The following is a 25,047-nucleotide window of genomic DNA, read 5'->3' as shown; positions in this document are numbered from 1 at the left end:
TCCTTGAACTCGGTGGCGAAGACAGCCTGTTCAGCCCTTGACCGCGCCCTCGCCGACCCCGCGGAAGAAGTACCGCTGGAGGCAGGCGAAGAGGGCGATCAGCGGTGCCACGGCGATGACGGTGCCCGCGGCGACGAGGCGTTCGTCGTTGGCGAAGGTGCCGTGCAGATAGTTGAGGCCGATGGTGAGCGTGAACTTGGACGGGTCGCTCAGCACGATGAGCGGCCACAGGAAGTCGTCCCAGGCGCCCATGAAGGCGAAGATCGCGACGACCGCGAGGGTGCCCTTCACCGACGGCACGGCGATGCGCAGGAACCGCTGCCAGACGTTGGCGCCGTCGACGTAGGCCGCCTCCTCTATCTCGTACGGCAGATTGAGGAACGCGTTGCGCATCAGCAGGACGTTCATCGCGCCGATGCAGCCCGGCAGGACCACACCGATCAGGGTGTTGTTGAGACCGAGCTCCCGCATGGTGGTGAACTGGGCGATGATGATGCCCTCCACGGGCACGAGCATCGCCAGGATGAAGGCCAGGGTGGCGGCGCGGCGGCCTCGGTAGCGCAGCCGGGCCAGGGCGTAGCCGGCGAGAGCCGAACCGACGCAGTTGGCGACCACGTTGGCGGTGGCGACCTTCAGCGAATTCCACGCGTAGTCCCACACGGGGATGGTGTCGGCGACCCGTTCGTAGTTGTGCAGGGTCGCGTGTTCCGGGAGGAACGTCGGCGGGGAACTGTAGATGTCCTCGGTGGGACCCTTCAGCGAGGTCGACAGCTGCCAGAGGAACGGGCCGACGGTCAGGGCGAGCACGCCGAGCAGCAGCACGTACCGCAGGGCGAGTTCCCCCACCCGTACGCGACGGCCGTGCTCGTCGGTGACGCGGGGTTCGCTCGCCGCGGGAGCGGGACGGACCTTCTCGATGACGCTCATGACTCGTCCCTCCGGTCCGCGCGCAGCACGAGCAGCATCAGCGCGACGGTGACGACGAAGACGACGACCGAGATGGCGGAGGCGTAACCGACCCGGCCGGTCAGACCCGTACCGGTGCGCTGGACGAGCATGACGAGCGTCGTGTCCTCGCCGGCCGGACCGCCGCTCGGCCCCGCCATGAGATAGACCTCGGAGAACACCTTGAAGGCGGCCACCGACGACAGCGCCCCGACCAGCACCATGGTCGACCGGACGGCCGGCACCGTGACCGAGAGGAAGCGCCGCACGGCTCCCGCGCCGTCCACGGAGGCGGCCTCGTGGAGTTCGCGCGGCACGTTCGCCAGCGCCGCCAGGTAAATGATCATGTAGTAGCCGAGGCCCTTCCAGACCGTGACGGCCATGGCACTCAGCAGGAGCAGCCACTGGTCGCTGAGGAAGCCGATCCGGCCGACGCCGATGGTCTCCAGCAGGGAGTTCACCAGACCGCGCTCGTCGAGCAGCCACACCCAGATCAGTCCGACCACGACGATCGACGCGACGACCGGGGTGTAGAACGCGGACCGGAAGAAGGTGATGCCGGGGATGTTCTTCTGTACGAGCAGCGCGAGCAGCAGGGGCAGGATCACGAGCGCGGGGACGACCCCGAGGACGTACAGCGTGCTGTTGCGCAGTCCGATCCAGAACATGTCGTCGTGGAGCAGCTCACGGAAGTTGGCCAGTCCGACGAACTTGCCGGGAATGAGGGTGCGGCGGTCGGTGAAGGCGTTGACCAGCGTCGACACGAACGGGTACAGGATGAACGCGCCGATGACCAGCAGGCCGGGTGCGGCGAACAGCCAGGGGCTGGTCGGCAGTTGGCGCCGCACGCGCCTCATCTCGCGGACCTCGCGCACCCGGGACAGGGTGGATGCCATCGTGCGCTATCCCTGCTGCTGGAGCAGTGTGTCGCAGGCCTTGACAGCGTTGTCGAGGGCTTCCTTCGGGCTCTCCTTGCCCTGCAGCGCCTTGGCGACCTCGTTGCGCAGCGCCGTCTTCATCTGCTCGCTGAACAGCACCGGTGTGTAATTGACGGCGTTCTTCAGCGACTTGGCGGCGGCGATCCGCACGCGTGTCTCGTCGGTGCCGTCCTCCCTGGTGAAGTACGGGTCGTCGAGCGAGCCGGCGGTGCTCGGGAAGATGGCGACCTGCTTGGCGAAGGACATCTGGTGGGCGGCGTCGGTGACGTAGTGCGCGAAGGCGACCGCGGCGGGCTTCTTCTTGCTCTGCGCGTTGACCATCACCCCCATCACGTACATGTTGACGTGGCCGGTGCTGGTGATCTGGTCGGTGATGCCGATGTTCTTGTACAGGTTGGGCGCCTGCTTCTTGAAGTTGCCGAGGTCGAGTGCGCTGCCGGGGTTCATGGCGACGGCCCCGGTGAGGAACTTCTTGCCGGAGGACTCGGGGGTGGCGGTCAGCGCCTGCGGGTCGAGGGCCTTCGCGTCGTACAACTCCTTGTACTTGGTGAGCAGTTCGACGCCCTTCGCGTCGTTGAAGGCGAAGGCGGTGCCCTCCTTGTTCATGAGCTCGACGCCGAAGCGGCCGAAGTCCTCGACGGTGGGCACGTTGGCGAGGGTGGCGACCTTCCCGTCGGTCTTGTCGGCCAGCTCCAGGGCGTCGGTGAAGAGTTCGTCGTACGTCTTCGGCGGCTGGTCGGGGTCGAGGCCCGCGTCCTTGAACAGGGCCTTGTTGTAGAAGAGCGGCCCGGTGTTGAGGTACCAGGGGAAGGCGTACGTGCCGGTCATCCCAGGTATCTGATGGCTGGCCCAGGCCCCCTCCAGATACTCCTTCCGGTACTTCGCGGCGGCCTTGTCCAGGTCGAGTGCCAGGCCGGCCTTGGCGAGCGGGGCCACGAGGTCCGGGGAGATGTTGACGACGTCGGGCAGGGTGCCGCCGGCGGCGTCGGCGCTGATCTTGTCGGCGTATCCCTCGGCGGGCTGGTCGATCCACTTCACCTCGGTGCCGGGGTACTCCTTCTCGAAGTCGGCGATGACTCCCTCGAAGTAGTCCTTGAAATTGGCCCTGAGGTTCCAGGTCTGGAAGGTGATGTCGCCCTCGACCTTGCCGGAGGCGTCGGTCGAGGAGCCGTCGTCGCTCCCCGAGCCGCAGGCGCTCAGCGGCAGGACGAGACAGACGGCGGCGGCGACGAGGGCTCTGCGGGAAACGGGCACGGCGGAACGGCCTCCTTGTGCAGCGGGGTTGGCCAACGACGGAGACCTTGCACGCCGGTCCCCAGGCCCGTCAATGGAGCCGGACGAGCTAATTTCTTTAGTTACTAATACGCATTAGGATCATCCAGCTGAACCGCATTAGCTTGACCTCGCTGAACCGCATTAGTGCATACTGGCCGGAAATCCACCGCAGGAATGGGGAAACACCGTGTCAGGCAAGCGCTCGCCCGCGCGTCGGCCGACGATGAAGGACATCGCGCGACACGCCGGGGTCTCCCAGAGCGCCGTCTCCTTCGCGCTGAACGGCCGGTCCGGAGTCTCGGACGACACCCGCGAGCGGGTGCGCCAGGTGGCCGAGGAGCTCGGCTGGCGGCCCAGCACCGCGGCCCGGGCACTGTCCGGCGAGGGCGCGGCCACGGTCGGCTTCGTGCTCGCCCGCCCCGCGGACACCCTGGGTGTGGACTCCTTCTTCCTCCAACTCGTCTCCGGCATCCAGGAAGTGCTGGCGGAACGCCACCTCGGCCTCCTCTTCCAGGTGGTGGAGGACGTCGACGACGAGTGCGCGGTGTACCGGCGCTGGTGGGCCGAGCACCGGGTGGACGGGGTGCTGGTGGTCGACCCGCGCACCGCCGACCCGCGCCCGGACCTCCTCGACGAACTGGGCCTGCCCGCCGTGGTGATCGGCGGCGCGCCGGACGAGCGGCACCCCGGGCTGTCGACGGTGTGGGCGGACGACGCGGGTGCGATGGCCTCGGTGGTGGACGGCCTCTACGCCCTCGGCCACCGCCGGATCGTGCACATCGCGGGGCTGCCGGGGCTCGCCCACACCGAGCGCCGGATGCGGACGCTGCGCGCCGAGGCCGAGCGGCGTGGGCTGACCGGGGTCGAGTCGGTGACCACCGACTACTCGGACGCGCAGGGCGCGGCCGTCACCCGCCGGGTCCTGGAGGCCGACGATCCGCCGACCGCGCTGATCTACGACAACGACGTGATGGCCGTCGCCGGTGCCGCCGCCGCGACCGGGCTCGGCCGCCGCGTGCCGGCGGACGTGTCGGTGGTGTCCTGGGAGGACTCGGCGCTGTGCCGCATGGTCAAGCCGTGGCTGTCCGCGCTGTCCCGGGACAGTGTGGAGTTCGGCCGTACGGCGGCCCGGGAGCTGACCGCGCTGCTGGACGGGGGGCCCGCGCGGACCGTACGGGTGCCGGTGCCGCGGCTGATCGAGCGGGACAGTACGGGGCCGGCGCGGAGAGTCTGAGACACAAGGTGGCTGACAGGCCGAGTGGCCGATCCACTCGGTGGCTGACAAGCCCAGTGGCCGATCCACTTCTCGCGCTCGCGCGGCGCGGCCCGGGCCGCCTGAAACGGGCCCCTCCCTTCCGCGCCCCTCCGGGAGACAATGGGACGCATGCGGATACGGGGAACGGCCTGTGCCGCCGCCGGGCTGACGCTGGTCGTCGCGATCGGCTGCACCGGGGGCGACGACGAGGCTGCGCCGACACCGAGGAAGACCTCCGCCTCGGCCCAGCCCCCCACGACCACGCCCGCGCCCTCCCCCAGCAGGAAGCCCGTCGACCCGGTCTCCCTGCCCGCCCTCATGGAGAAGAAGCACCGGGGCTCCGGTCTCCGCCTGGGCACCGTCCTGGCGCGCACGGACGCCTACACCGGTTACCGGGTGACGTACGAGTCGAACGGTCTGACGATCTCCGGGCTCATGAACATCCCCCGCGGCAAGGGCCCCTTCCCGGCACTGGTGCTGGCGCACGGCTACATCGACCCCGCCGTCTACACGACCGGCCGGGGGCTCGCCCGGGAGCAGGACCTCCTGGCCCGCAACGGCTACGTCGTCCTGCACACCGACTACCGCAATCACGCGGCCTCGGACGACGACCCCGACAGTGACATCAACCTGCGGCTCGGCTACACCGAGGACGTCATCGGCGCCGCGCTGGCGCTGCGCGACTCGGGACGCCCGGAGATCGACGGCGACCGGCTCGGGCTGCTCGGCCGCTCGATGGGCGGAGGCGTCGTCTACAACACCCTTGTCGTGGCACCGGGCCTGTTCGACGCGGCGGTCGCCTTCGCGCCGGTCAGCTCCCGCCCGGACGAGAACATCGACCACTTCCAGCGCTCGGACGGCGACCCGCTCGTCGCCGAGATCGACGCCAAGTACGGCACACCCGAGGACAATCCGGTGTTCTGGCGGGAGGTCTCGCCCCGCACCTATGTGGACCGGGTGACCGAGCCGCTGCTGATCCACCACGGCACCGCGGACGACACCTGCCCGATCGTCTGGTCGGAGCAGATGGCCGCCGCCCTGAGCGCGGCCGGCAAACGCGTCGAGCTCCGCAAGTACCAGGGCGAGGGCCACACCTTCTTTCCGCGGTGGACGGCGTCCATGGACGCCACCATGGACTTCTTCTCCCGGCATCTGCGGTGACCCGGCGGGCGGTCACCAGATCGCCGACGCCCTGGTGACCGCCCTGCCCGAGTACCCTCAGCGCCGCGACCTGTACATGGCGAACTGCGCTATCCGTACGGCGCTCCGGGACCCGGTGACCCGCACCCGCCACCGCCGGGCCCGCACCGGAGCCGGCAGCAGCAGGATCCGGCTCGCGCCGACCGTCCCGGCCCGGGTCACCTCCGTCCAGGTTCCGTCGCGCAGTGCCTCCACCACGAAGCTCTCGACCTGCTGACCGTGCGCGATGTCCTCGGCCAGCCGGAACCGGTCCACCTCGCGGGCGGTGCCGAGGTCGACGGTCACCAGACCGGGTGCGACGGTCGTACGGGCGCCGCGCGCCAGGTCCTCGGGCAGCTCCCGGTCGATGCGCTCCCGGAACTCACGCAGCCGGGTCACGTCCGCGGCGGGCAGCAACCCGTCGGTGTCCGGCGGGATGTTGAGCAGGAGCACCGAGTTACGCCCGACGGACCCGAAGTAGATGTCCGTCAACTGGTCCACGCTCTTGGGGTGTTGATCGGCGTGATAGAACCAGCCGTCCCGGATGGACACATCGCACTCCGCGGGCCACCACTGGAGGTAGTCGGTGGTGGGCCGCGCCCGCACCAGCGCGGCGCGGCTGCCCTGGTCGGCGGTGTCGTAGGACAGGGCCCAGTCGGTGCGCCCGTACTGGTTCTCCTTGACCGGCACGACGCTCCACTCGTCCTCGCGCGCCAGCCCGCTCTCGTTGCCGACCCAGCGCAGGTCGGGGCCGGTGACGGCGATCGCCGCGTCCGGCGCGAGCGCCCGCACCAGGGTGTACCAGCTGTCCCAGTCGTAGCTCTCCACCTTGTCCGGCGGGATGCGGCCCTGGGCGCCGTCGAACCACACCTCGTCGACCGGGCCGTATTCGGTGAGGACTTCGTAGAGCTGGTTGAGCATGTGGGCGCCGTAGTCGGTGGCGTCCAGCGTGTACGTCTGCGCGGGGGTGCGGTCGTCCCCCTCGACGGGGGTGGGGATGGTGCGCGTGGAGCGGGCGCTGCCGTTGGCGTAGACGCCGTCCAGGTACTGGTTCTCGTCGGCGGGCGAGATGTAGACGCCGACCTTGATGCCGTACCGCCGCATGGAGTCGGCGAAGGAGCGCAGCACATCGCCCCGGCCCTCGCGCCAACTGCTCGATGCCACCGAGTGGTCGGTGTAGCGGGAGGGGTAGAGGACGAAGCCGTCGTGGTGCTTGACGGTGAGGATGGCCAGCTTGAAGCCGCCGTCGCGCAGGGCCCTGGCCCACTGGTCGGTGTCCAGCCCGGCGGGCTGGAAGACGTCCGGGTCCTCGTCGCCCGTCCCCCATTCCAGGCCGGTGAAGGTGTTGACGCCGAAGTGCAGGAACGCGGTGCGCTCCAGGGCCTGCCAGGCGATCTGCCGTGGGGTGGGCCGGACTTGGGACGCCTTGCGCACCAGGTCCTCGGCCGTGTCGTCGGGGCCGACGGGGATGCGGTAGGCGGGTTCGGCCGGAAGGGGGGCTCCGGCGGCGGATGTCGGGGTGAGGCCGGTCGCGAGGAACGCGGAGACCGAGCCGGCGACGAAGGTGCGTCTGGAGACGGTCATGGCGGCGGGGCTCCTCAGGTCAACTGCCATACGGCGGGCGGGTGCTGGTCGGGCGGGTACTGCACGATCCGGCCGTTCGTCACGCTCAGGGCCATCTGCGTGACGGCGTTGACGAGGCGGTATCCGTCCCCGCTGCCGCGCAACTCCCAGCGTTGCAGCGTGTTCGCGGCGGCGCAGGTGTCCCAGGTGGCCTCGACGCCGGGCTGGAGCGGGACGTTGAGCGTGAGCTTGCCGCCGCTCACGGCGAGACACCCGGCCGGGCCGCGCGGGGTCACATAGCCGTCCGGTGTGCGCGCCACGTCGGCATCGAAGGACACGCCGTCCGCCTGGAAGGTGTACGTCCCATCCGCCACCTGCGGCTTCGCCAGGTCCCGCCATCCCGGCGCGTGCCCGACCGCCGTGCCGCGCGCGGTGAACCCGTCGTACGTGGCGTCCGGATGCGGGTCGCCCCAGGTGGCCTGGGCGATGTGGCGCAGGGCGGGCCAGAGCCGTACCGCGACCTCGTTCTCGGTCTCCCCGCGCCCGTTGTCCGGCCAGAGGCTGATCTTGGCTCCGGTGATGCCCTCGGCGGAGGTGAGCTTCTCGCCCTCGAAGCTGCGCGGGTCCCAACTCTGGTCGTACAGGCCCTCGGTGTCGCTGTGGAAGCCACCGCGGACGAGATAGAGGGCGTAGGCCGCGTTCATCAACGGATAGCCCTGGGCGATGATCCGGCTGGGCTTCACCGTGACGTTCAGCCAGTGCTCGACGGTCGTGCCGGCCGTCACCGGGACGGTGTTGGCGCCGGTGAGCCCGTCGTTCCAGATGCGCAGACTCTTGCCCTTGCTCGCCGCGTAGGTGTGAACGCGGTTGACGAAGTCGATGAAGGCGTCCTGCGGGGTGGCGCCGGAACCGTATCTGTCCTGGGCGTACTCGAGGATCTGCGGGTACTTGGCGAAGTCGGAGCCGAGCATGTACTCGTCGGCGCCCATGTGCCAGGCCGGGGACGTGAAGACCTGGGCGTACTCGTCGATCAGGCCGGTGTAGTAGTCGAAGGCGGCGGGCCGGGTGATGTCGAGCCGTGAGGGCTGCTTGGCGCCGTCGGCGTCGGTGAGCTGGAGATCGGGGCGGTTCTCGATCCACGGGTCCATGTGCCCCGGGGAGTTGATCTCCGGGATGATCTCGACGTGGTACTTCTCGCCGAGGGCGACGAGCCGGCGGATCTCGTCCTTGGTGTAGTAGCCCCAGGTGTCCGCCTCGGGGTGGGCGTCGCTCTTCACCTTCAGTTCGAGGAGCAGCTGGTTGAGCTTGTGGTACGCCATCTCCCGGACGAGGTTCTCCAGCCAGGGCAGGGAGATGTGGATGTAACAGGCGCAGACGCCGACTCCGCGTTCCTTGTAGCGCGGTACGTCGACCGTGCGTCCGGCGGGAATCCTGTCGCCCTGGGCGAGGAGCTGGAGGAGGGTCCGGGTGCCGTAGAAGGCACCGGTCTCGGTGGCGCCGGTCACCGACAGCCGCTTCCCGGACCGGAGTTCGTACCCCTCGGCTCCGAGCGGCTTCCGGGACGGCTGGACGTCGACAACGATGTCCCCGGCGCGCGCCGCGCCGCCGACGACCGGCACGGTGCCGTGTCCGGCTTCCCGCAGATCGTCGGCGAGGGTGTCGGCGACCCTGCGCCCGGCCGGACCGTCCGCCACAAGGCGGGTACCGGGTCCGAACTCGTAACGGCCGGATTCCGGCGTCCAGTTGCCCAGTGCGGGCACCGTGACCGGCGGCCGGGGTTCCTCCTGGGCGACCGCCGGGACCGGCGCCAGGAGCAGGGCCAGCGCGGCGGCGACGCCCAGGATCTGACGTCTCGGAAACGTTCTCACGAGCGACTCCCATTCATCGGATGACTGATGATTGGGCGACCCTCAGGGACTGTCAATGGGACGAGAAGTCAGCCAAGTTGAGCCATTGATCGGATGACCTGGGCTTCTTCGGATGCCCGGTCGCCAAAAGTCCAAGAACACCGGCGCGAATGTCCAAGGCGGTCCTCCACGCGCCCGAAGGCCCGTCCCGGGCCCGTCCCCCTCTCGACGTGACGCCCGAGCAGAGGCACAGTTCTCCCTACGTACTCGCCAGTACCCCCCGAGGAGCACCCGTGACCAGCTGGATCGGCCGGACCGCCGCCGAGATCGCCGCCGCCGTGCAGGAGAAGCGGGCCACACCCCGTGAGGTGGTGGCCGAGCACCTCGCCCGGATCGAGCGGCTCGACGGCCGTATCGGGGCCTTCCGGACGGTACGGGCCGAGGCCGCGCTCGCCGAGGCCGACGAGGTGGGTGCCCGCGCCGACCTGGCCGAGCTACCCCTCGCGGGTGTGCCGATCGCCGTCAAGGACAACCTCGCCGTCCGCGGCGAGTCCAAGCGCGTCGGCTCCGCGGCCACACCGGACACCCCGTCCACCGAGGACCACGTCACGGTGGCCCGGCTGCGGGCGGCGGGTGCGGTGGTCGTGGGCCTGACCAACGTGCCGGAACTGTGCGTCTTCGGTACGACGGAGGGCGTCCACGGCACCGCCCGCAACCCCTGGGACACCTCGCGCACCGCGGGCGGCTCCTCGGGCGGCAGCGCGGCCGCGGTCGCCTCGGGCCTGGTGCCGATCGCGCTGGGCAACGACGGCATGGGCTCCCTGCGCATCCCGGCGGCCAACTGCGGCCTCGTCACCATCAAGCCCGGCCACGGCGTGGTCCCGGCGGGCGTCAGCGACGGCGACTGGTTCGGCATGTCCGAGAACGGGCCCCTGGCCACGACGGTCCAGGACGCCCGGCTGATGCTGGCCATCCTGGCGGACATGGAGCCGGAGTCCCCGTCCGCCGCCGCGACGCACACGATCGCGCTCTCCCTGCGCAGCCCGATCGCCGGCATCGCCGTCACCAAGCCGTACACGGCCGCCGCCCGGGAGGCCGCCGGAGTCCTGATGAAGGCGGGCCACCAGGTCCGCCGCGCCGACCCGTCCTACCCGATGTCGCTGAGCTTCACCTCGCTCGCCCACTGGACGGCGGGCACCTCCGAGGACGCCCAGGGCCTGGACCCGCGACAGCTGACGCGCCGCACCCGGGTCCACGCGGCGGTGGGCCGCCGCTTCGTGAAGGGAGTGCGCACCGGCGCGAGCCGCGACGCGCTGCGCCGCCGTCTGGAGCCGTTCTTCGAGGAGTACGACGTCCTGCTCACCCCGGCCCTGGCCCGCCGCTCCCCCAAGTCGGTGCCCTGGCACGAGCGGGGCTGGCTCCGCAACGTCCTCGCCAACACCAACTACTCGCCGCTCACTCCGCCCTGGAACCTCACCGGCTGGCCCGCGATGTCCGTCCCCTTCGGCAAGCTCCCCTCCGGCGCCCCCACCGCCGTACAACTGGTGGGACGGCCGGGCTCGGAGGCGGTACTGCTGGAGGTCGCGGAGCAGCTGGAGACGCTGCACCCGTGGGAGCGGACGGCACCGCTGGACTGAGCCGGGTCAGCCCCAGCCGGGCGGCCGGAGCTCCTGGGAGCTCCGGACGAGCCACTCGCCGAAGGTGACGGGGCGGGCGCCGCCCACGTGGTCGAGGGAGAGCGGCACGATCAGATCGCAGGTGGCCCGCCCGTCCCACCACACGGTGCCGGCGAGCGGGCCGGTCAGCGCCAGGAGCGTGGCGAAGCCGCAGCCGTGCTCCTGGATGACGATCGCGCCGGCCGTCTTGCGGTCCTCGAACACTCCGCACTCGTCGTCCCAGGCCCGCCAGGCGGCCTGGTAGGCGCCGTCGTCGGCGAAGTCCTCGGCGCGCGGCTCACGGTCGCCCAGCTCGTCGTCCTCGACGACGTAGGAGTCGGGGTGCGGGAAGGGGACGGCGAGCAGCTCGCGCGCGGCACGCGAGTTGTTCTCCCACCACCAGCCCTGTTCCGTCCGCGCCAGCCGGGAGACGGTCCCGCCCGCGCCTACCTCCAGCAGATACGCGCGGTACTCGGCGGGGAACGAGACGCCCAACTCCCGCTCGGCCTCGGCCACCTCGGCCGCGCTCAGAGGCGGTGTCTCCACCTAGAGCGCCTTGTACATCACGTGCAGCCCCACCAGCCCCTGCCGCGGATGCTCGTACGCGTCCGGCACCGTGCCCAGGACCGTGAAGCCGAGGGAGGTCCACAGGGCGACGGCCGGGTTCGTCTCGACGACGGCGTTGAAGACCATGCCGCGGTATCCGTCGGACTTGGCGGCGGTCAGGACGTGCTCGGCGAGAGCGCGGCCGAAGCCACGGCCCGTGTGGTCGGGGTCGACCATGAAGCCCGCGTTGGCCACGCGGGCGGCGGGCCCGCCGTAGTTGGGGGTGGTGTAGGCGGAGGCGACGACGGCGCCGGTCTCGTCCTCGACGACGTACACGCGCTTGGCCGGGCTCATCCACAGTGCCCGTGCCGCCTCCTCGGAAGTGTCCGGATCCCAGGCGTAGGTCTCCCCCGCGGCGACGATCCGGTGCCAGAAAGGCCAGATCCGCGGCCAGTCGTCGGCCGCGGCTTCTCTGATCAGCATGGGCGTGAGTCTGGCACGCCCATGCTGACGTCGATCGCGACGGGGCTCAGTCCACGCTGGGCAGGATGTGGGGCTCGGCCAGGTCGTCCTCGTATCCCGCGAGACGGATGGGGGCGGAGCGCGCCCACACGTCGAGGCTGCCGAGCTGTCCGGGCCGGCGGCCCGCTCGCTCGGGGCGTTCCTTGGGCCGTTGATCGCGATTCGTCTTCTCCGGTGTCACCGCGCACTCCTTATGTGTCGGGTCACCCTCGGGGCATACCGGCCAGTGTGCGATCTGTCACCGGACGCCCGCTCGGGTCTGAGTCGAGAACAGTTCGGACGCGGTGGCGCCGGTCACTCATGTCAGAACAGGCCGTGGTGATCGGCTGCCCCAGGACGGACCGTGGGTGTGGGTGGGACCCCGTACTGCTGTCCGTCCGCTACAGATTAACCAAATGAGCGGAGGCCCGCTCGATGGGGCTGAAAACAAGGGGTAACTTTCCCAAGTCGCCTGTGTGCACTCGGTCCTACTATGTGGGGTTTTGTCATCTGATGCCCCGTCGAGGCATCACCCGTTCGGCCTACGTCGGCGCTCGCGCCTTCGAGCACCCCGACAGCGCAGTTCAAGTCCCGTTGGCCGAATCGCAAGGCGGCCATGATCTGCTGACGGACGGCAACGGCTTGTCCGGCGGGAGGACTGACGCATGGAGCTGCGCAGTGTCGAAGAGCTGATGGATCTGCTGTACGCCTGCCGGCATCAGCACGCGCTGCGGACCGCCGCACTGCTGCGCCGTGGCCGGCCGGCCGACAAGGAGCTCCAAGTGGCGGGGCTGGTGCACGGCATCGGGCAGTTGCTGTGCCCGGGCGACGAGACCCTTCGGGCCGAGCGCGCGGCCGAGGCCGTACGGCCCCTGCTGGGCGAGCGGGTCTTCCACCTCGTACGCCGCCGGGGTCCCGTCGGCGACGACGACCTGCTGCGCCTGCGGCTGGCGGACGAGGAGGGCCGGACCGCGGGCTTCGACGCCGGGGTCCTGGAGGACTGGCGCACCGTCCTGGAACTGGTGGCGTCCCGGAACTCCCGTCTCGGGGCTGTTGACTGACGGTCCGTCATGAGACGGTACGCCGATGACGTCGCCGTACGGACTTCAGGGCAGGGCCGCGATCGTCACCGGCGGCACGCGCGGCATCGGGCGGGCGGTCGCCGGGCAACTGGCGTCGGCGGGCGCGCTGGTGTGCGTGACCGCGCGGGACGCGGCACAGGTGCGGCGGGTCGCCGCCGAGCTCGGCGGCATCGGCGTGGCGGGCAGTGTGGCGGACCCGGCGCATCCGGACGAGGTCGTCCGGCTCGCCCTGGACGCGTTCGGCCGGATCGACGTCGTCGTCAACAACGCGGCGACCAATCAGCCGTACGGCCCGCTCATGGACGCCGATCCGCTGGCGTGGCGCGAGGCGTTCCTGGTCAACGTGGAGGCGCCGCTGCGGCTGGTGCAGGGCGCGTGGCGGGCGTGGATGCGGGAGCACGGCGGTGCGGTCGTCAACATCTGCACGGAGGGCGCGGAACATGTGGGCCCGCAGATCGGTGCCTACGGAACCAGCAAGGCGGCCCTGCTCCACCTCACCCAGCAGCTCGCGGGCGAGCTGGCCCCGCGGGTCCGGGTCAACTCCGTCTCCCCTGGTCTCGTACGCACGGAAATGGCCCGTTTCGTATGGGAGCAGGGCGAGGACGAGCTCGCGGCGGGGCTGCCGCTCGGGCGGATCGGGGAGCCGGCGGACGTGGCCCGGGCCGTCGTCTGGCTGGCCTCGGACGCGGCCGAATGGGTGACCGGGACGGACCTGGTCGTGGACGGAGGGACCAGAGTGCGGGCCGCGTACTCCTCCGGGACGTACGCGGTGCACGAGCGGCTGCGCTCGCGGGCGCCGGGAGCCGGCTGAGTGCGTGTGCCCGAGATCAAAGCGGTCGCGCGGTGCCCTCCGACAGGGCAACAGGCCCGCGGGTGGGCCTGCATGGGATCGAACCACGAAGAACGCGTGACCATCGCACCGGGCACACCGGCGCTCCACCGTCACGGTAGAACGCCGGCACCCGGGCCCGCGAGCGAATAAGGGCCTACCACTTGCCGGGCGCGTAGTCCTTCATGAAGACGCCGTACAGGTCCTCGCCCGCCTCACCGCGCACGACCGGGTCGTAGACGCGGGCCGCGCCGTCGACCAGGTCGAGGGGCGCGTGGAAGCCCTCCTCCGCGAGGCGCAGCTTGTCGTAGTGGGGGCGCTCGTCGGTGATCCAGCCGGTGTCGACGGATGTCATGAGGATGCCGTCGCTCTGGAACATCTCCTGGGCGCTGGTCCGGGTGACCATGTTCATCGCGGCCTTGGCGGCGTTGGTGTTGGGGTGGCCCGCGCCCTTGTAGCCGCGACCGAAGACGCCTTCCATCGCCGAGACGTTGACGACGTAGGCGCGCCCGCTCGCCGCCTTCTTCGCCGCTTCGGCCATCGCCGGGCGGAGCTTGCTGATGAGGATGAACGGCGCCGTGTAGTTGCACAGCTGGGTCTCGAGGAGCTCCACCGGGGAGATCTGCTCGATGGTCTGCACCCAGGTGTTGGTGTCGACGACGTCCGGGACGAGACCACCGGCGTCGATGGCGGTGCCGTCCAGGTGCCGGGCGACGCTGGCGTTGCCGGCGACCAGGGCGAGGTCGGCGACCTGCTGGGCGTCGAGGCCGCTGATGCCGACCGGCAGCGCGGCGAGGCCGTCCACGGCTCCGGAGCCGAAGGCGCCGATGACATGGTGGGCGGGCAGCTCACCGGCGGGCAGCGGGGCGCTCTCGCCGTCGACCAGCGCGGCGTAGGCGGAGGGCAGGCGGCGTACGGTCTGCGTCGCGTTGTTGATCAGGATGTCCAGCGGGCCCGCCTCGGCGACCTGGTCGGCGAGGGCCACGGCCTGGGCCGGGTCGCGCAGGTCGATGCCGACGACCTCCAGGCGGTGGATCCAGTCCGCGGAGTCGTCCATGGCCTTGAAGCGGCGGATGGCGTCCTTGGGGAAGCGCGTGGTGATCGTGGTGTGCGCGCCGTCGCGCAGCAGCCTGAGCGCGATGTACATGCCGATCTTGGCGCGGCCGCCGGTGAGCAGGGCGCGCTTGCCGGTGAGGTCGGCGCGGACGTCACGCTTGTCCCGGTTCAGGGCGGCGCAGTCCGGACAGAGCTGGTGGTAGAAGTAGTCGACTTCCACGTACCGGGTCTTGCAGGTGTAGCAGGAGCGCGGGCGCTGGAGTATCCCGGCGATGCGCCCGGCCTCGGTGACCGACGACGGCAGGATGCCCTCGGTCTCGTCGTCGATGCGCTGGGCGGAGCCGGTCGCGGTGGCTTCGGTGACCGTCTTGTCGTGCGCGGTCTTGGCGGCCCGGCGCTCCTGGCGACGGCGCTGCTTGACGGTGCGGTAGACGCCGGCGGTGGCCCGGCGCACGGCGATCGCGTCCGGGTGGTCGACCTCCAGCTTGTCCAGCTCGTCGAGCACGCCGAGGCAGACGGCCAGTCGCTCCGGGTCGATGCCGGGGCCGTACACGACCTCGTCACCGGGCTCGTGGACGACCTCGTTTGTGGTCGCCGGGCCTTCCTCTGTCACCGTCATCGCGCTGCCGTTTCCTTGGCTCACCGTGCGGCGCTCCGACCGCGTCCGCTTTCGAACAGGGAATTCTACGGAGCGCCGGGCCGGTCCTCCAAAAACGGGGCCGGTCAAGCCTCGCAGGCGGTGATGAGCGTCTCGACCTCCGCGGTGATCGCCCTGGCCAGGACGTCGAGGTCCGGTACCGCCTCGGCGTCGGCGACGAGGCCGTAGTGGACCTGCCCGCGGTATGTCGAGACCGCGACCGCGAGGGACTGGCCGCGGGCCAGCGGCGCGAAGGGGAAGACCTCCGTGACCGGGTTGCCGCCGAGCTTCAGGCCGATGCCGGGCAGGGGGACGCTGGTGACGAGGATGTCGAACCAGAGCCGGGCTGCCTGGCTCACCAGCGGCCCGCCGAGGCGGTGCCCCAGCGCGGGGACGTGGTCCGCGAGCAGGGCGACCGCGCCGGCGCCCCGGTTGGGCCCGGCGTCCTTGTTCCGGTCCATGGCCGTGCGGACCGTGTCGAGGCGGGCGAGCGGGTCGGGGTCGTCGACCGGAAGCCGCATCAGGTAGCCGGAGAGGCGGTTGCCCTGGGGGTGCGCGGTGCGCGGGCGGCGCTTGGAGACCGGGATCAGGGCACGGGGCGCCACGCCCTCGCTGCCGTCGCCGCGCTCGTCCAGCCAGCGGCGCAGGGCGCCGGCGACGACCGCGATCAGGACGTCGTTGACGGTGCCGCCCCGGGTCTTGCGCACCCGGTGCACGTCGTCGAGGTCGACGACGACCCCCGCGGTACGCCGGGTTCCGCTCGGCTCGGAGGTCAGTGCGGAGGACGAGCGCACCCCGACGGTGGACAGGGCAACGGACGCGCCGATGTCGAGGGCGCGGCCCACGTCGGAGACGGTGCCCTTGATGAACCCCGGCAGCTTGCGTACGTCGGGGAAGAAGCCCTTCGCGGGCTCCTCGGGACGCGGCTTGCGGGCCGGCAGGTCCATCGGGTCGAGGATGGCGGCCGCGAGGGTCAGCGCGCGCAGTCCGTCGGCCAGGGCGTGGTGGAACTTGAAGAGCACGGCGAAGGAGCAGCCGTCCTCGCCGGGGAGGACATGGGCCTCCCACGGCGGCCGGCCGCGCTCCAGCGGACGCTCCATGAGCCGCCCGGCGACCGCGTGGAAGTCGGCGGTGGGCGCGTGCAGCCGGACATGGTCCAGGGGGTCGAAGTCGGGGGCGGGCTCGCGCGTGGCGCCGCCGAAGGCCAGCGGCTGCCAGACGTCCCGGATCCGCATCCGCAGCCCCGGCACCGCCGCCGCCCGCGCGGCGAGCAGGTCGGCCGCGTGGGCGCCCGCGGCGGGCGAGTGGGCCGAGAAGACGCCGAGGGCGCCCAGGTGCATGGGGTGTTCCGGGGACTCGATGTTCCAGAAAGCCAGGTCGAGAGGGGCGAGCAGGTCAGAATTCAATGGCTTGCCTCGCGTCGACGACGGGTGAGCAAGCAGTCAATCGCCCGCACGTGATTACGGTCAAGTGTGATCAAGCTACGCACAGTTAACAGCAGATTAAGTCCGGCCATGGGCGCCCCAGCAGCCACAGGGGCGCCATCACTGTGTCTCAGGACACCTGCTGGCCCTTGCCGAGCGCGATCACGCCCCCCTTGGAGACGGTGTAGAGCTCCGCGTCCCGCTCCGGATTCACCCCGATCGTCGCACCCGGCGGCACCTCGACGTTCTTGTCGAGGACCGCACCACGCACCACCGCGCCCCGGCCTATGTGGACGTTGTCGTGCAGGATCGAACCCTGGACCACCGCCCCCGGGTCCACCCTGACGCCCGGCGACAGAATCGAGCGCGTGACCTGACCGCGGATGAGGCAGCCCGCACTGATGATCGACTCGCTGGCCATGCCGCCCGCGTTGAACCGGGCCGGGGAGAGCTGGCCGGAGTGGGTATAGATGGGCCACTGCCGGTTGTAGAGGTTGAACGCGGGGCGCTCGGCGATGAGGTCCATGTGGGCGTCGTAGTAGGCGTCCAGGGTGCCGACGTCACGCCAGTAGCCCTGGTCGCGGGTGGTCTCGCCGGGCACGTGGTTGAGGCTGAAGTCGTACAGCTGTGCCTCGCCCCGGTCGGTGAGCTGGGGCAGGATCGAGCCGCCCATGTCGTGCACCGAGTTCTCGTCCTCGGCGTCCCGCTGCAGCGCCTCTATCAGGGCCTTGGTGGTGAAGATGTAGTTGCCCATCGAGGCGAAGACGCACTCCGGATCGTCCGCGAGACCGGGCGGGTCGGCGGGCTTCTCCAGGAAGCGCTCCACGGTCAGCCCGTCCGACCCCGGCGTGATCACACCGAACTGCGAGGACTCCGAGCGCGGCACCCGGATGCCGGCCACCGTCACCCCCGCCCCGCTCTCGATGTGCTGGGTGAGCATCTGCCGCGGGTCCATCCGGTACACGTGGTCGGCGCCGAACACCACCACGTACTCGGGCTCCTCGTCGTGCACGAGGTTCAGCGACTGCAGGATGGCGTCGGCACTGCCCAGGTACCAGCGCGGGCCGAGCCGCTGCTGGGCCGGGACCGGGGTGACGTAGTTGCCGAGCAGGCTCGACATCCGCCAGGTGGTGGTGATGTGCCGGTCCAGCGAGTGCGACTTGTACTGCGTCAGGACGCAGATGCGCAGGATGTCGCCGTTCACGAGGTTGGAGAGGACGAAATCGACCAGGCGATACGTTCCTCCGAAAGTGACCGCTGGTTTCGCGCGGTCCGCGGTCAGGGGCATCAGGCGTTTGCCTTCTCCGCCCGCCAACACGATGCCGAGCACCGAAGGTCCGCCACGCCGCATGGCCGCTCCCCTCACCCTGATTGATCCATGCCTGCCCTGGACCGGCCTCTAGTACGCCTGTTTGAGGATCTCCTCATAGAGCCGCACCGTCCGCCGCGCCACCGCGTCCCAGCCGAACTCGCCCACGGCGCGCTCCCGCCCGGCCTCGCCCATCCGCCGGGCGCCCTCCGGATCACCGAGGACCGAGTCCAGCGCGCGTGCCAGCGCGGGCTCGAAATCGTCGTCCACCGGGACGAGCAGACCGGTCTTGCCGTCGTCGACGACCTCCGGGATGCCACCGACCCGCGAGGCCACCACGGGGGTTCCGCACGCCATGGCCTCCAGATTGACGATACCGAGAGGTTCGTACACCGAAGGACAGACGAACACGGCGGCGTGGGTGAGGAGTTGGATCACATCCGGACGCGGCAGCATCTGCGGGATCCAGTGGACGCCCTCGCGGACGCGGCTCAGCTCCTGGAACAGCTCGCGGAACTCGCGGTCGATCTCCGGGGTGTCGGGCGCTCCGGCGCACAGCACGACCTGTGCGGCCGGATCGATGTCCCGTACCGCGCGCAGCAGATGGGGCACGCCCTTCTGCCGGGTGATGCGGCCGACGAACAGCACGAAGGGGCGGTCCGGGTCGACGCCGATGCGGGTGAGGGCCTCGGTGCCGTGGTCGGGCCGGTAGAGCGCGGTGTCGATGCCGTTGTGCACGACGTGCACCCGGGCCGGGTCCAGAGCCGGGTAGCAGGCGAGGATGTCCTCGCGCATCGCTCCCGACACGGCGATCACCGCGTCGGCGGACTCGATCGCGGTGCGCTCGGCCCAGCTCGACAGGGCGTAGCCGCCGCCGAGCTGCTCGGCCTTCCAGGGGCGCAGCGGCTCCAGCGAGTGGGCGGTCATCACGTGCGGGATGCCGTACAGCAGCTTGCCGAGGTGGCCGGCGAGGTTGGCGTACCAGGTGTGCGAGTGGACGAGTTCGCGGCCTTCGAGGCCCGCGGTCATCGCGAGGTCCACGGAGAAGGTGCGCAGCGCGTCGTTGGCGGTGTCCAGCACCGGCCAGGGGCGATGGCGTACGACGCCCTCCGCGCGGCCCTCGCCCCAGCAGTGCACGTCGAGGTCGATCAGGGAGCTCAACTCCCGGGCGAGGAACTCGACATGGACGCCCGCGCCGCCGTACACATCCGGCGGGTACTCCCGGGTCAGCAGTCCCACTCGCACCCGGAACCCCCTGATCTCAGCGGCTGATTGCTCCTCATGGTCACCCAGATGCGGCGCCCGGGGAAGACCGCGGGGGCCGTGTGAAGCAACAGTCCCCGCAGACGCCCCCGCCGGGCACGCGGTAGTAGAGGCAGCAGCTGCGCCGTCGGAGGGTGCCCGGGTCGAGCGTGCCGGCGAGACCGGGGTGGGCGAGGAGTTCCGCGAGCAGGGCGCGGGTGCGGGCGGCGGCGTCGGGACGGCCGTTCGCCCGCGCCCATCCCGTCAGCTGCCGGGCGGCGCCGGCCAGCGCGGAGGCCGCGTTGCCGCGCAGCAGGCCGGGCGCGACCCGGTACCGGGTGCGCAGCGCCTCCGCCAGCGGTTCGAGGTGGCCCACGAGGACGGCGTCCGCGAGGCTCGCGGCGTCCCCGGGCAGCGGGCGGACCTCGGTGAGCCACAGGTCGTCGGGGGCGCTGCCGTCGGCGTCCCAGCGCACGAGCCGGGCGTCCAGGTCGGGGATCCGGCCGTATAGGACGGCACAGCCGAGCGCCGCCGACCACAGCCGGGACGCGAGTCCCTGGTGGGCGATCGAGGCGGCGATACGCGGCTCGGGGGCGCTCAGCAGGTCGGAGACCTTTTGGATACGGAAAGTCATGGAATTTCCGTAAACATCACACTTTCCATCTTCGTACGTCTGAGCTAGCGTCGGGAGTGGTGAACGCGGCGCTGCGCCCGTGCGTAGGAGAAAGAAGCCGCCGAGCGGGCGGAGCGCGGCGAGATCGGCGTCGAGGTCCACGAGGAGCAGTAGTACCAAGGCCCCTAGGGGGTTCCCCCAGCGGGGCTCTACGTGGTGTCACCCACCTTGGGGAGGACCCACCCTCCGTAGTACTCCATCGGCAGTAGGACCCATTGCCTGCTCAGGTACGACGACGGGAATGGCTTTTCGCGGCATCGTGTTGCACATGGAAGCCGACCGTTCGCCGCGCCGGGGCCACCGCCCCTGCCTCTCGCAGAGGAGCAGCTCATGAGCGCCCTCGCGTTGTCCGTGGTCCTGTCGCTCGTTTCCGCCGTCGCGTACGCCGGTGGGGCGATCGTCCAGGAGCAGGTCGCGGTGTCCTCCCCCGAGCAGCAGTTCGCGCCCCTGCGGCGGGCGAGCTGGTGGGCGGCGATCGCTCTGAACGGCCTGGGCGGACTGCTGCACGTGGTGGCGCTGGCGTACGGCCCGCTGAGCCTGGTGCAGCCGCTGGGCGCCCTGACCATCGTGTTCGCCCTGCCCATGGCGGCGCTGTTCGTGCGCCGCAAGGCCGGGGCGACGGCCTGGCGCGGCGCGATCATGTCGACCGTGGGTCTGGCCGGTCTGCTCTCCCTGGTCGGCACCGCCGACGCACAGTCGCTGGACACGACGCAGCGGGTGGCGGTCGCCACGGCCACCGGCCTCGCCGTCGTCGCGCTGATGATCGCGGGCCGGGCGGCCCACCGGCACCCGGCGGTGCGCAGCATCCTGCTCGCCACCGCGTCCGGTATCGCGTTCGGCATGTCCTCGGTCTTCACCAAGACCGTCGCGGTCGACTGGACCGGCGGTGTGTCCACGGCGGACGTGCCCTCCCTGGCCGTGATCGGCGTCCTGGCCACGGCCGGTGTGCTGCTCTCCCAGGCCTCCTACCGCGGTGCCGGTCTCGCGGCCCCGCTGGCGACCCTCACGGTCGTGAACCCGGTGGCCGCCGCCGCGGTCGGCATCACGATGTTCGGTGAGACCTTCCGCTACGGCACCATGGGCACCGTGCTCGCCCTGGGCTGCGCCGTGGTGACGGCGGGCGGTCTGATCCTGCTGACGACCGAGCGGCTCGCACGCACCGAGACGCCGGCACTGCCCGAGCCCGCCGCGGCGCTCCCCGAGCCCGCCGCGAGGGTGAGCGTGCCGACCGCCAGGGTGAACGTGCCGGAGTCCGTCTCCGCCCGGAACCTGCTGGCCGGCCTGGCCGAGCCCGTCACCGCCGAGCAGTTGCTCGCCGGCCTCCCCGAGCAGTCGGCGGTCCGGGAGGAGGTCCTGGTCCCGGCGCCGGAGTCGGTCCAGGACGTCGCGCCGCAGGACCCCGACGACGCCCCGGTCTTCCTCTACGGCCCGCTCTACGGCGCGTCGTACGTCCCGATGCCGGTCCCGGACCGCCATCGCATGCGTGTCAAATCCTGACCGCACGCGACCGCGTCCCCGGCAGACCTCAGAGCCTGACACCGCCCGTCCGCAGATACGCGACCGGGTCGATGTCGGTGCCGAAGCCGGGCCCCGTCCGCACTTCGAAGTGCAGATGCGGGCCCGTGCTGTTGCCCGTGGACCCGGAGCGGCCGATCCGCTGCCCGGCGCCGACGCCCTGTCCGCTCTTCACGGAGATCGCCGACAGATGCGCGTACTGGGTGTACCTGCCGTCCGCGTGCCGGATCACCACCTGGTAGCCGAACGAACCGGCCCACCCGGAACTGACCACCCGCCCCGCCGCAACCGCCTTCACGGAGGTACCGGTGGCCACGGCGAAGTCGACGCCGGTGTGATAGCCCTTCGACCAGGACGAACCCGCCTTGTGGTACGGCGTTCCGGTGGGGGCGTCGACCGGCGCGACGAGCGAACGACTCGTCTCCCCCGTCTCCTCCGTGTCCGAACCGGACTTCTCCGACGTCGACTTGGAGGACGTCTGGGTGGTCGTCGTGACCGCCTTGCCGCGCAGACTGAGCCGCTGCCCCGGCAGGATGAGGTCGGGATCGGCCCCGATGGCCTTCCGGTTCGCGGCGTAGAGCCGCTGCCAGCCGCCCTTGACGTCCTCCCGCTCGGCGATGCCCGAGAGGCTGTCGCCGCGGACCACCGTGTACATCTCGGCCGTCCCGGCCCGGGACTGGGGCGTGGTCTGCGGCTGTACGTCCTGGACGGAGCTCTTGGTGGACCCGGCGGGGTGGATGTCCGGGGTGTCGCCCCCGCGGGTGAGCCCGGCCTCGACCGAGCACGTCGGCCAGGCTCCCGGCCCCTGCCCGTCCAGCACCTTCTCCGCCACGGCGATCTGCTCGTCCTTGGTGGCGAGATCGGCGCGCGGCGCGTACCGGGTGCCGCCGAACGCCTCCCAGGTGGACTGGGCGAACTGAAGGCCGCCGTAGTACCCGTTGCCGGTGTTGATGCTCCAGTTGTTGGTCGACTCGCACGCGGCGACCTTGTTCCAGGTGTCCACGTCGGCCGCCTGGGCCGTGCCGGCGCCGATGAGCGGCATCGCCATTCCGGCACCGCCCGCCGTGACGGTGAGTGAGGCGCGGTTGATCCTGTTCGGCTGATACCGGCGGTGCCGGCCGCGTACGGCCATGGAGCTCCCCCTCGACATTCGTCAGGAGGGCCAAAAGTAAGCGCCCCGAACAGGCCATGACAAGACGGCAATCAGCCGCCCTGCACCGCGAACGCCCAGGAACGCGCCGCGCTTTCACCACGGCTGAGGCGGACGGGGCCGTCGTCCGTATCTGCGTACGTCACGCCGGGCACCCCGGACATGCGCCCCGCACAGGGGCACGTCAGGATGGTCGGTGGGGCGATACTGACGTGCACGACCGGCACCACCGATACCGGATCCTTTAGGAGCCAACCGAATGAGCAATACAGCCCAGATCGGCGTCACGGGACTCGCGGTCATGGGCCGCAATCTCGCCCGGAACTTCGCACGCAACGGCTACACGGTCGCGTTGCACAACCGGACGGCGGCGCGTACGCACGCCCTGGTCGAGGAGTTCGGGAACGAGGGCGACTTCATCGCGGCGGAGACCGCCAAGGAGTTCGTGGCGGCACTGGAGCGGCCGCGGCGGCTGGTCATCATGGTCAAGGCGGGCGATCCGACGGATGCGGTGATCGACGAGTTCGCGCCGCTCCTGGAGGCCGGCGACATGATCATCGACGGTGGCAACGCGCACTTCGCGGACACCCGCCGCCGTGAGAAGGCACTGCGCGAGCAGGGCATCCACTTCGTCGGCATGGGCGTCTCCGGCGGCGAGGAGGGCGCGCTCAACGGACCGAGCATCATGCCGGGCGGCCCGAAGGAGTCGTACGACTCGCTCGGGCCGATGCTGGAGAAGATCTCGGCGAAGGCGGTCGACGGTGCGCCCTGTGTGACGCACGTCGGTCCGGACGGCGCAGGGCACTTCGTGAAGATGGTGCACAACGGCATCGAGTACGCCGACATGCAGCTGATCGGCGAGGCGTACCAGTTGCTCCGCGATGTCGCCGGGTACTCGCCCGCGCAGATCGCGGACATCTTCCGGACCTGGAACACGGGCCGGCTGGACTCCTACCTGATCGAGATCACCGCCGAGGTGCTGTCCCACGTGGACGCGGCGACCGGCAAGCCCTTCGTGGACGTGGTCGTGGACCAGGCCGAGCAGAAGGGCACCGGGCGGTGGACGGTACAGATCGCCCTCGACCTCGGCGTCCCGGTCTCCGGCATCGCCGAGGCGGTCTTCGCCCGGTCGCTGTCCGGGCACGCCGAACTGCGCGAGGCCTCGCGGGGCCTGGCGGGGCCCACGGCGACCGCGCTGAGCGAGGCGGAGGCCGGCGCGTTCGCCGACCGTGTCGAGCAGGCGCTGTACGCCTCGAAGATCGTGTCGTACACGCAGGGCTTCCACGAGATCGCGGCCGCCCGTGAGGAGTACGCGTGGGACATCGACCTCGGCGCGGTGTCCGCCATCTGGCGTGGTGGGTGCATCATTCGCGCCGCGTTCCTGGACCGGATCCGGGCCGCGTACGACACGCGGGCCGATCTGCCGAGCCTGCTGTCCGACGAGACGTTCGCCCGGGAGATCGCCGACGCGCAGGACGACTGGCGTGAGGTGATCGTCGCGGCGACCCGGCAGGGCGTGCCCACGCCGGGCTTCTCCGCGGCGCTGGCGTACTACGACGGGCTGCGTTCCGAGCGGTTGCCCGCGGCGCTGACGCAGGGGCAGCGGGACTTCTTCGGGGCGCACACGTATCGGAGGGTGGACCAGGAGGGGTCGTTCCACACGCTGTGGGGTGGGGACCGGTCCGAGGTGTCCGCGTAGTGGGGTGAGTGCGGGTCGGCGGGGTCCGGTCGCGCGGATCGCCGCGCCCCCGCCGACACACACGGGTGGGCGGCGTTTTCACGCCGCCCACCTTTTGTGTTCTACGAGAGCGGGGGTCCCGGCTCGGGATTCGGTACCGGCTCCGGGCCCGGGGGGACCGGGGACGGCGCGGGGTCAGGGCCCGGTGCCGGAGGGGTCGGTGCCGGAGGGGTCGGCTGCGGTGGCGGGTCCGGTAGGGGGCCCGGGGTCGGACCCGGGTGGACGGGGTCCGGGAACGGGTTGGTCATCGTGTCCTCCAGCCAGTGGTGACGTCGGCTCTGGACTACTCCCCCGCGTACCCGGCGTCCGCCGCCCCAGTCACCCGGATGGCTCGCGTCAGAAGCGCCCGGGGTGGGCCGCCAGCCAGACCTTCGCCGCACGGAGCAGCTCGGGGTCGGCGGGCGGGGCCTCCTCGGGGTGGCGTTCGGCCCACTTGACGACGTAGGGGCACAGCGGGGCGACCACGATGCCCTCGCGCTCGGCGGTGGCGTAGAGCTCACGGGCCAGGGAGCCCGCGATGCCCTTTCCCTCGTGGGCCGGTTCCACGATCGTGTGGACGGGGACCAGGGCGCGCCCGGGCGATTCGAGGACGAAGTACTCGATGCGGCCCACGACTTCACCGTCGCCGAGGGCCTCCAGACGGCCGGCCGGGCGGTCGTCGCGGATCTCGATGTCGCTCATGGGCACG

General features: G+C 71.0%; 22 protein-coding genes. 7 read left to right on the top strand and 15 right to left on the bottom strand.

What is annotated here, in order from left to right; genetic code table 11:
* Positions 1-30: 30 nt before the first annotated feature.
* From ACIOHP_RS25955 to ACIOHP_RS25945, 3 genes are read right to left on the bottom strand one after another with little or no spacing between them, the layout of a single operon-like run.
* Positions 31-927, bottom strand: a complete 897-nt coding sequence (locus ACIOHP_RS25955; protein WP_361555735.1) for a carbohydrate ABC transporter permease — start codon at positions 925-927, stop codon at positions 31-33.
* Entirely contained in the window at positions 924-1,841 is a 918-nt protein-coding gene (locus ACIOHP_RS25950) for a sugar ABC transporter permease (RefSeq protein ID WP_361555738.1), read from the bottom strand. Before ACIOHP_RS25950 ends, ACIOHP_RS25955 begins: the two co-directional genes overlap by 4 nt.
* 6 nt (positions 1,842-1,847) lie before the next feature.
* On the bottom strand, positions 1,848-3,137 hold the full coding sequence (locus tag ACIOHP_RS25945; protein ID WP_401891348.1) for an ABC transporter substrate-binding protein: 1,290 nt from the start codon (positions 3,135-3,137) through the stop codon (positions 1,848-1,850).
* A 244-nt stretch (positions 3,138-3,381) separates the two neighbouring features.
* Here ACIOHP_RS25945 and ACIOHP_RS25940 point away from each other — a divergent pair, with 244 nt between their 5' ends.
* A complete protein-coding gene (locus ACIOHP_RS25940) occupies positions 3,382-4,392 on the top strand; it encodes a LacI family DNA-binding transcriptional regulator (protein ID WP_401891495.1) in 1,011 nt (336 codons plus the stop codon).
* 150 nt (positions 4,393-4,542) lie between these two features.
* Positions 4,543-5,574 carry an alpha/beta hydrolase family protein gene (locus ACIOHP_RS25935; RefSeq protein WP_401891346.1) on the top strand — a complete coding sequence of 344 codons (1,032 nt, stop codon included), beginning with the start codon at positions 4,543-4,545 and terminating at the stop codon, positions 5,572-5,574.
* Between the two features lie 57 nt (positions 5,575-5,631).
* Here ACIOHP_RS25935 and ACIOHP_RS25930 read toward each other — a convergent pair whose 3' ends face one another.
* Complete coding sequence (locus ACIOHP_RS25930; RefSeq protein WP_401891344.1) at positions 5,632-7,176, bottom strand: alpha-L-fucosidase; 1,545 nt, start codon at positions 7,174-7,176, stop codon at positions 5,632-5,634.
* A 14-nt stretch (positions 7,177-7,190) separates the two neighbouring features.
* Positions 7,191-9,023 (bottom strand): family 20 glycosylhydrolase, encoded by a 1,833-nt coding sequence (locus ACIOHP_RS25925; protein ID WP_401891343.1) that lies wholly within the window; start codon positions 9,021-9,023, stop codon positions 7,191-7,193.
* Positions 9,024-9,295: 272 nt separating this feature from the next.
* On the opposite strand from ACIOHP_RS25925, the gene ACIOHP_RS25920 reads away from it, so the two are divergent.
* Positions 9,296-10,639, top strand: a complete 1,344-nt coding sequence (locus ACIOHP_RS25920; protein WP_401891342.1) for an amidase — start codon at positions 9,296-9,298, stop codon at positions 10,637-10,639.
* A gap of 6 nt (positions 10,640-10,645) precedes the next feature.
* On the opposite strand, the gene ACIOHP_RS25915 is transcribed toward ACIOHP_RS25920, so the two are convergent.
* Genes ACIOHP_RS25915 through ACIOHP_RS25905 form a run of 3 tightly spaced genes read right to left on the bottom strand, consistent with a single transcriptional unit; the run spans position 10,646 to position 11,906 of the window.
* Positions 10,646-11,203, bottom strand: a complete 558-nt coding sequence (locus tag ACIOHP_RS25915; RefSeq protein ID WP_401891340.1) for an SMI1/KNR4 family protein — start codon at positions 11,201-11,203, stop codon at positions 10,646-10,648.
* Positions 11,204-11,686, bottom strand: a complete 483-nt coding sequence (locus ACIOHP_RS25910) for a GNAT family N-acetyltransferase (RefSeq protein WP_046257336.1) — start codon at positions 11,684-11,686, stop codon at positions 11,204-11,206. It abuts the gene before it with no gap.
* 46 nt (positions 11,687-11,732) lie between these two features.
* On the bottom strand, positions 11,733-11,906 hold the full coding sequence (locus ACIOHP_RS25905) for a hypothetical protein (protein WP_107080540.1): 174 nt from the start codon (positions 11,904-11,906) through the stop codon (positions 11,733-11,735).
* A 463-nt stretch (positions 11,907-12,369) separates the two neighbouring features.
* Here ACIOHP_RS25905 and ACIOHP_RS25900 point away from each other — a divergent pair, with 463 nt between their 5' ends.
* Both ACIOHP_RS25900 and ACIOHP_RS25895 read left to right on the top strand, forming a co-directional pair.
* Complete coding sequence (locus tag ACIOHP_RS25900; RefSeq protein ID WP_401891339.1) at positions 12,370-12,765, top strand: hypothetical protein; 396 nt, start codon at positions 12,370-12,372, stop codon at positions 12,763-12,765.
* A 25-nt stretch (positions 12,766-12,790) separates the two neighbouring features.
* Positions 12,791-13,597, top strand: coding sequence for an SDR family oxidoreductase (locus ACIOHP_RS25895; RefSeq protein WP_401891337.1), 807 nt, complete (start codon positions 12,791-12,793; stop codon positions 13,595-13,597).
* A gap of 175 nt (positions 13,598-13,772) precedes the next feature.
* Here the strand turns inward: ACIOHP_RS25895 and ACIOHP_RS25890 are convergent, their stop codons facing one another.
* From ACIOHP_RS25890 to ACIOHP_RS25870, 5 genes are all read right to left on the bottom strand, one after another.
* Complete coding sequence (locus ACIOHP_RS25890; protein WP_361555764.1) at positions 13,773-15,290, bottom strand: SDR family NAD(P)-dependent oxidoreductase; 1,518 nt, start codon at positions 15,288-15,290, stop codon at positions 13,773-13,775.
* Positions 15,291-15,394: 104 nt separating this feature from the next.
* The gene (locus ACIOHP_RS25885; protein ID WP_401891335.1) at positions 15,395-16,714 is read right to left on the bottom strand and encodes a wax ester/triacylglycerol synthase family O-acyltransferase; all 1,320 of its coding nucleotides are present in this window, start codon (positions 16,712-16,714) and stop codon (positions 15,395-15,397) included.
* Between the two features lie 148 nt (positions 16,715-16,862).
* On the bottom strand, positions 16,863-18,083 hold the full coding sequence (glgC, locus tag ACIOHP_RS25880; protein WP_327720898.1) for a glucose-1-phosphate adenylyltransferase: 1,221 nt from the start codon (positions 18,081-18,083) through the stop codon (positions 16,863-16,865).
* Positions 18,084-18,131: 48 nt separating this feature from the next.
* The gene (gene glgA / locus ACIOHP_RS25875) at positions 18,132-19,286 is read right to left on the bottom strand and encodes a glycogen synthase (RefSeq protein ID WP_401891331.1); all 1,155 of its coding nucleotides are present in this window, start codon (positions 19,284-19,286) and stop codon (positions 18,132-18,134) included.
* A 40-nt stretch (positions 19,287-19,326) separates the two neighbouring features.
* A complete protein-coding gene (locus ACIOHP_RS25870) occupies positions 19,327-20,076 on the bottom strand; it encodes a (2Fe-2S)-binding protein (protein WP_401891328.1) in 750 nt (249 codons plus the stop codon).
* A 210-nt stretch (positions 20,077-20,286) separates the two neighbouring features.
* Between ACIOHP_RS25870 and ACIOHP_RS25865 the strand changes: the two genes are divergently transcribed.
* Positions 20,287-21,453, top strand: coding sequence for a DMT family transporter (locus tag ACIOHP_RS25865; protein WP_401891325.1), 1,167 nt, complete (start codon positions 20,287-20,289; stop codon positions 21,451-21,453).
* Between the two features lie 28 nt (positions 21,454-21,481).
* Here ACIOHP_RS25865 and ACIOHP_RS25860 read toward each other — a convergent pair whose 3' ends face one another.
* The gene (locus ACIOHP_RS25860; protein WP_401891322.1) at positions 21,482-22,603 is read right to left on the bottom strand and encodes a transglycosylase family protein; all 1,122 of its coding nucleotides are present in this window, start codon (positions 22,601-22,603) and stop codon (positions 21,482-21,484) included.
* Between the two features lie 277 nt (positions 22,604-22,880).
* On the opposite strand from ACIOHP_RS25860, the gene gndA reads away from it, so the two are divergent.
* Positions 22,881-24,320 carry an NADP-dependent phosphogluconate dehydrogenase gene (gene gndA / locus ACIOHP_RS25855; RefSeq protein WP_361555782.1) on the top strand — a complete coding sequence of 480 codons (1,440 nt, stop codon included), beginning with the start codon at positions 22,881-22,883 and terminating at the stop codon, positions 24,318-24,320.
* A 375-nt stretch (positions 24,321-24,695) separates the two neighbouring features.
* Here gndA and ACIOHP_RS25850 read toward each other — a convergent pair whose 3' ends face one another.
* Positions 24,696-25,040 carry a GNAT family N-acetyltransferase gene (locus tag ACIOHP_RS25850; protein WP_361555785.1) on the bottom strand — a complete coding sequence of 115 codons (345 nt, stop codon included), beginning with the start codon at positions 25,038-25,040 and terminating at the stop codon, positions 24,696-24,698.
* Between the last annotated feature and the right edge of the window lie 7 nt (positions 25,041-25,047).

The organism is Streptomyces sp. NPDC087859, assembly GCF_044742595.1.
Lineage (GTDB): Bacteria > Actinomycetota > Actinomycetes > Streptomycetales > Streptomycetaceae > Streptomyces > Streptomyces canus_F.
This window is presented reverse-complemented; position numbering and strand designations above follow the sequence as displayed.

Bases quoted from the DNA above. Each gene is read 5' to 3' on its own strand.
- ACIOHP_RS25950 (WP_361555738.1), bottom strand. From the start codon at position 1,841: ATGGCATCCACCCTGTCCCGGGTGCGCGAGGTCCGCGAGATGAGGCGC.
- ACIOHP_RS25900 (WP_401891339.1), top strand. From the start codon at position 12,370: ATGGAGCTGCGCAGTGTCGAAGAGCTGATGGATCTGCTGTACGCCTGC.
- ACIOHP_RS25895 (WP_401891337.1), top strand. From the start codon at position 12,791: ATGACGTCGCCGTACGGACTTCAGGGCAGGGCCGCGATCGTCACCGGC.
- ACIOHP_RS25850 (WP_361555785.1), bottom strand. From the start codon at position 25,040: ATGAGCGACATCGAGATCCGCGACGACCGCCCGGCCGGCCGTCTGGAG.
- ACIOHP_RS25890 (WP_361555764.1), bottom strand. From the start codon at position 15,290: ATGACGGTGACAGAGGAAGGCCCGGCGACCACAAACGAGGTCGTCCAC.
- ACIOHP_RS25910 (WP_046257336.1), bottom strand. From the start codon at position 11,686: ATGCTGATCAGAGAAGCCGCGGCCGACGACTGGCCGCGGATCTGGCCT.
- glgC (WP_327720898.1), bottom strand. From the start codon at position 18,083: ATGCGGCGTGGCGGACCTTCGGTGCTCGGCATCGTGTTGGCGGGCGGA.
- ACIOHP_RS25955 (WP_361555735.1), bottom strand. From the start codon at position 927: ATGAGCGTCATCGAGAAGGTCCGTCCCGCTCCCGCGGCGAGCGAACCC.
- ACIOHP_RS25865 (WP_401891325.1), top strand. From the start codon at position 20,287: ATGAGCGCCCTCGCGTTGTCCGTGGTCCTGTCGCTCGTTTCCGCCGTC.
- ACIOHP_RS25860 (WP_401891322.1), bottom strand. From the start codon at position 22,603: ATGGCCGTACGCGGCCGGCACCGCCGGTATCAGCCGAACAGGATCAAC.
- gndA (WP_361555782.1), top strand. From the start codon at position 22,881: ATGAGCAATACAGCCCAGATCGGCGTCACGGGACTCGCGGTCATGGGC.
- ACIOHP_RS25930 (WP_401891344.1), bottom strand. From the start codon at position 7,176: ATGACCGTCTCCAGACGCACCTTCGTCGCCGGCTCGGTCTCCGCGTTC.
- ACIOHP_RS25940 (WP_401891495.1), top strand. From the start codon at position 3,382: ATGAAGGACATCGCGCGACACGCCGGGGTCTCCCAGAGCGCCGTCTCC.
- ACIOHP_RS25935 (WP_401891346.1), top strand. From the start codon at position 4,543: ATGCGGATACGGGGAACGGCCTGTGCCGCCGCCGGGCTGACGCTGGTC.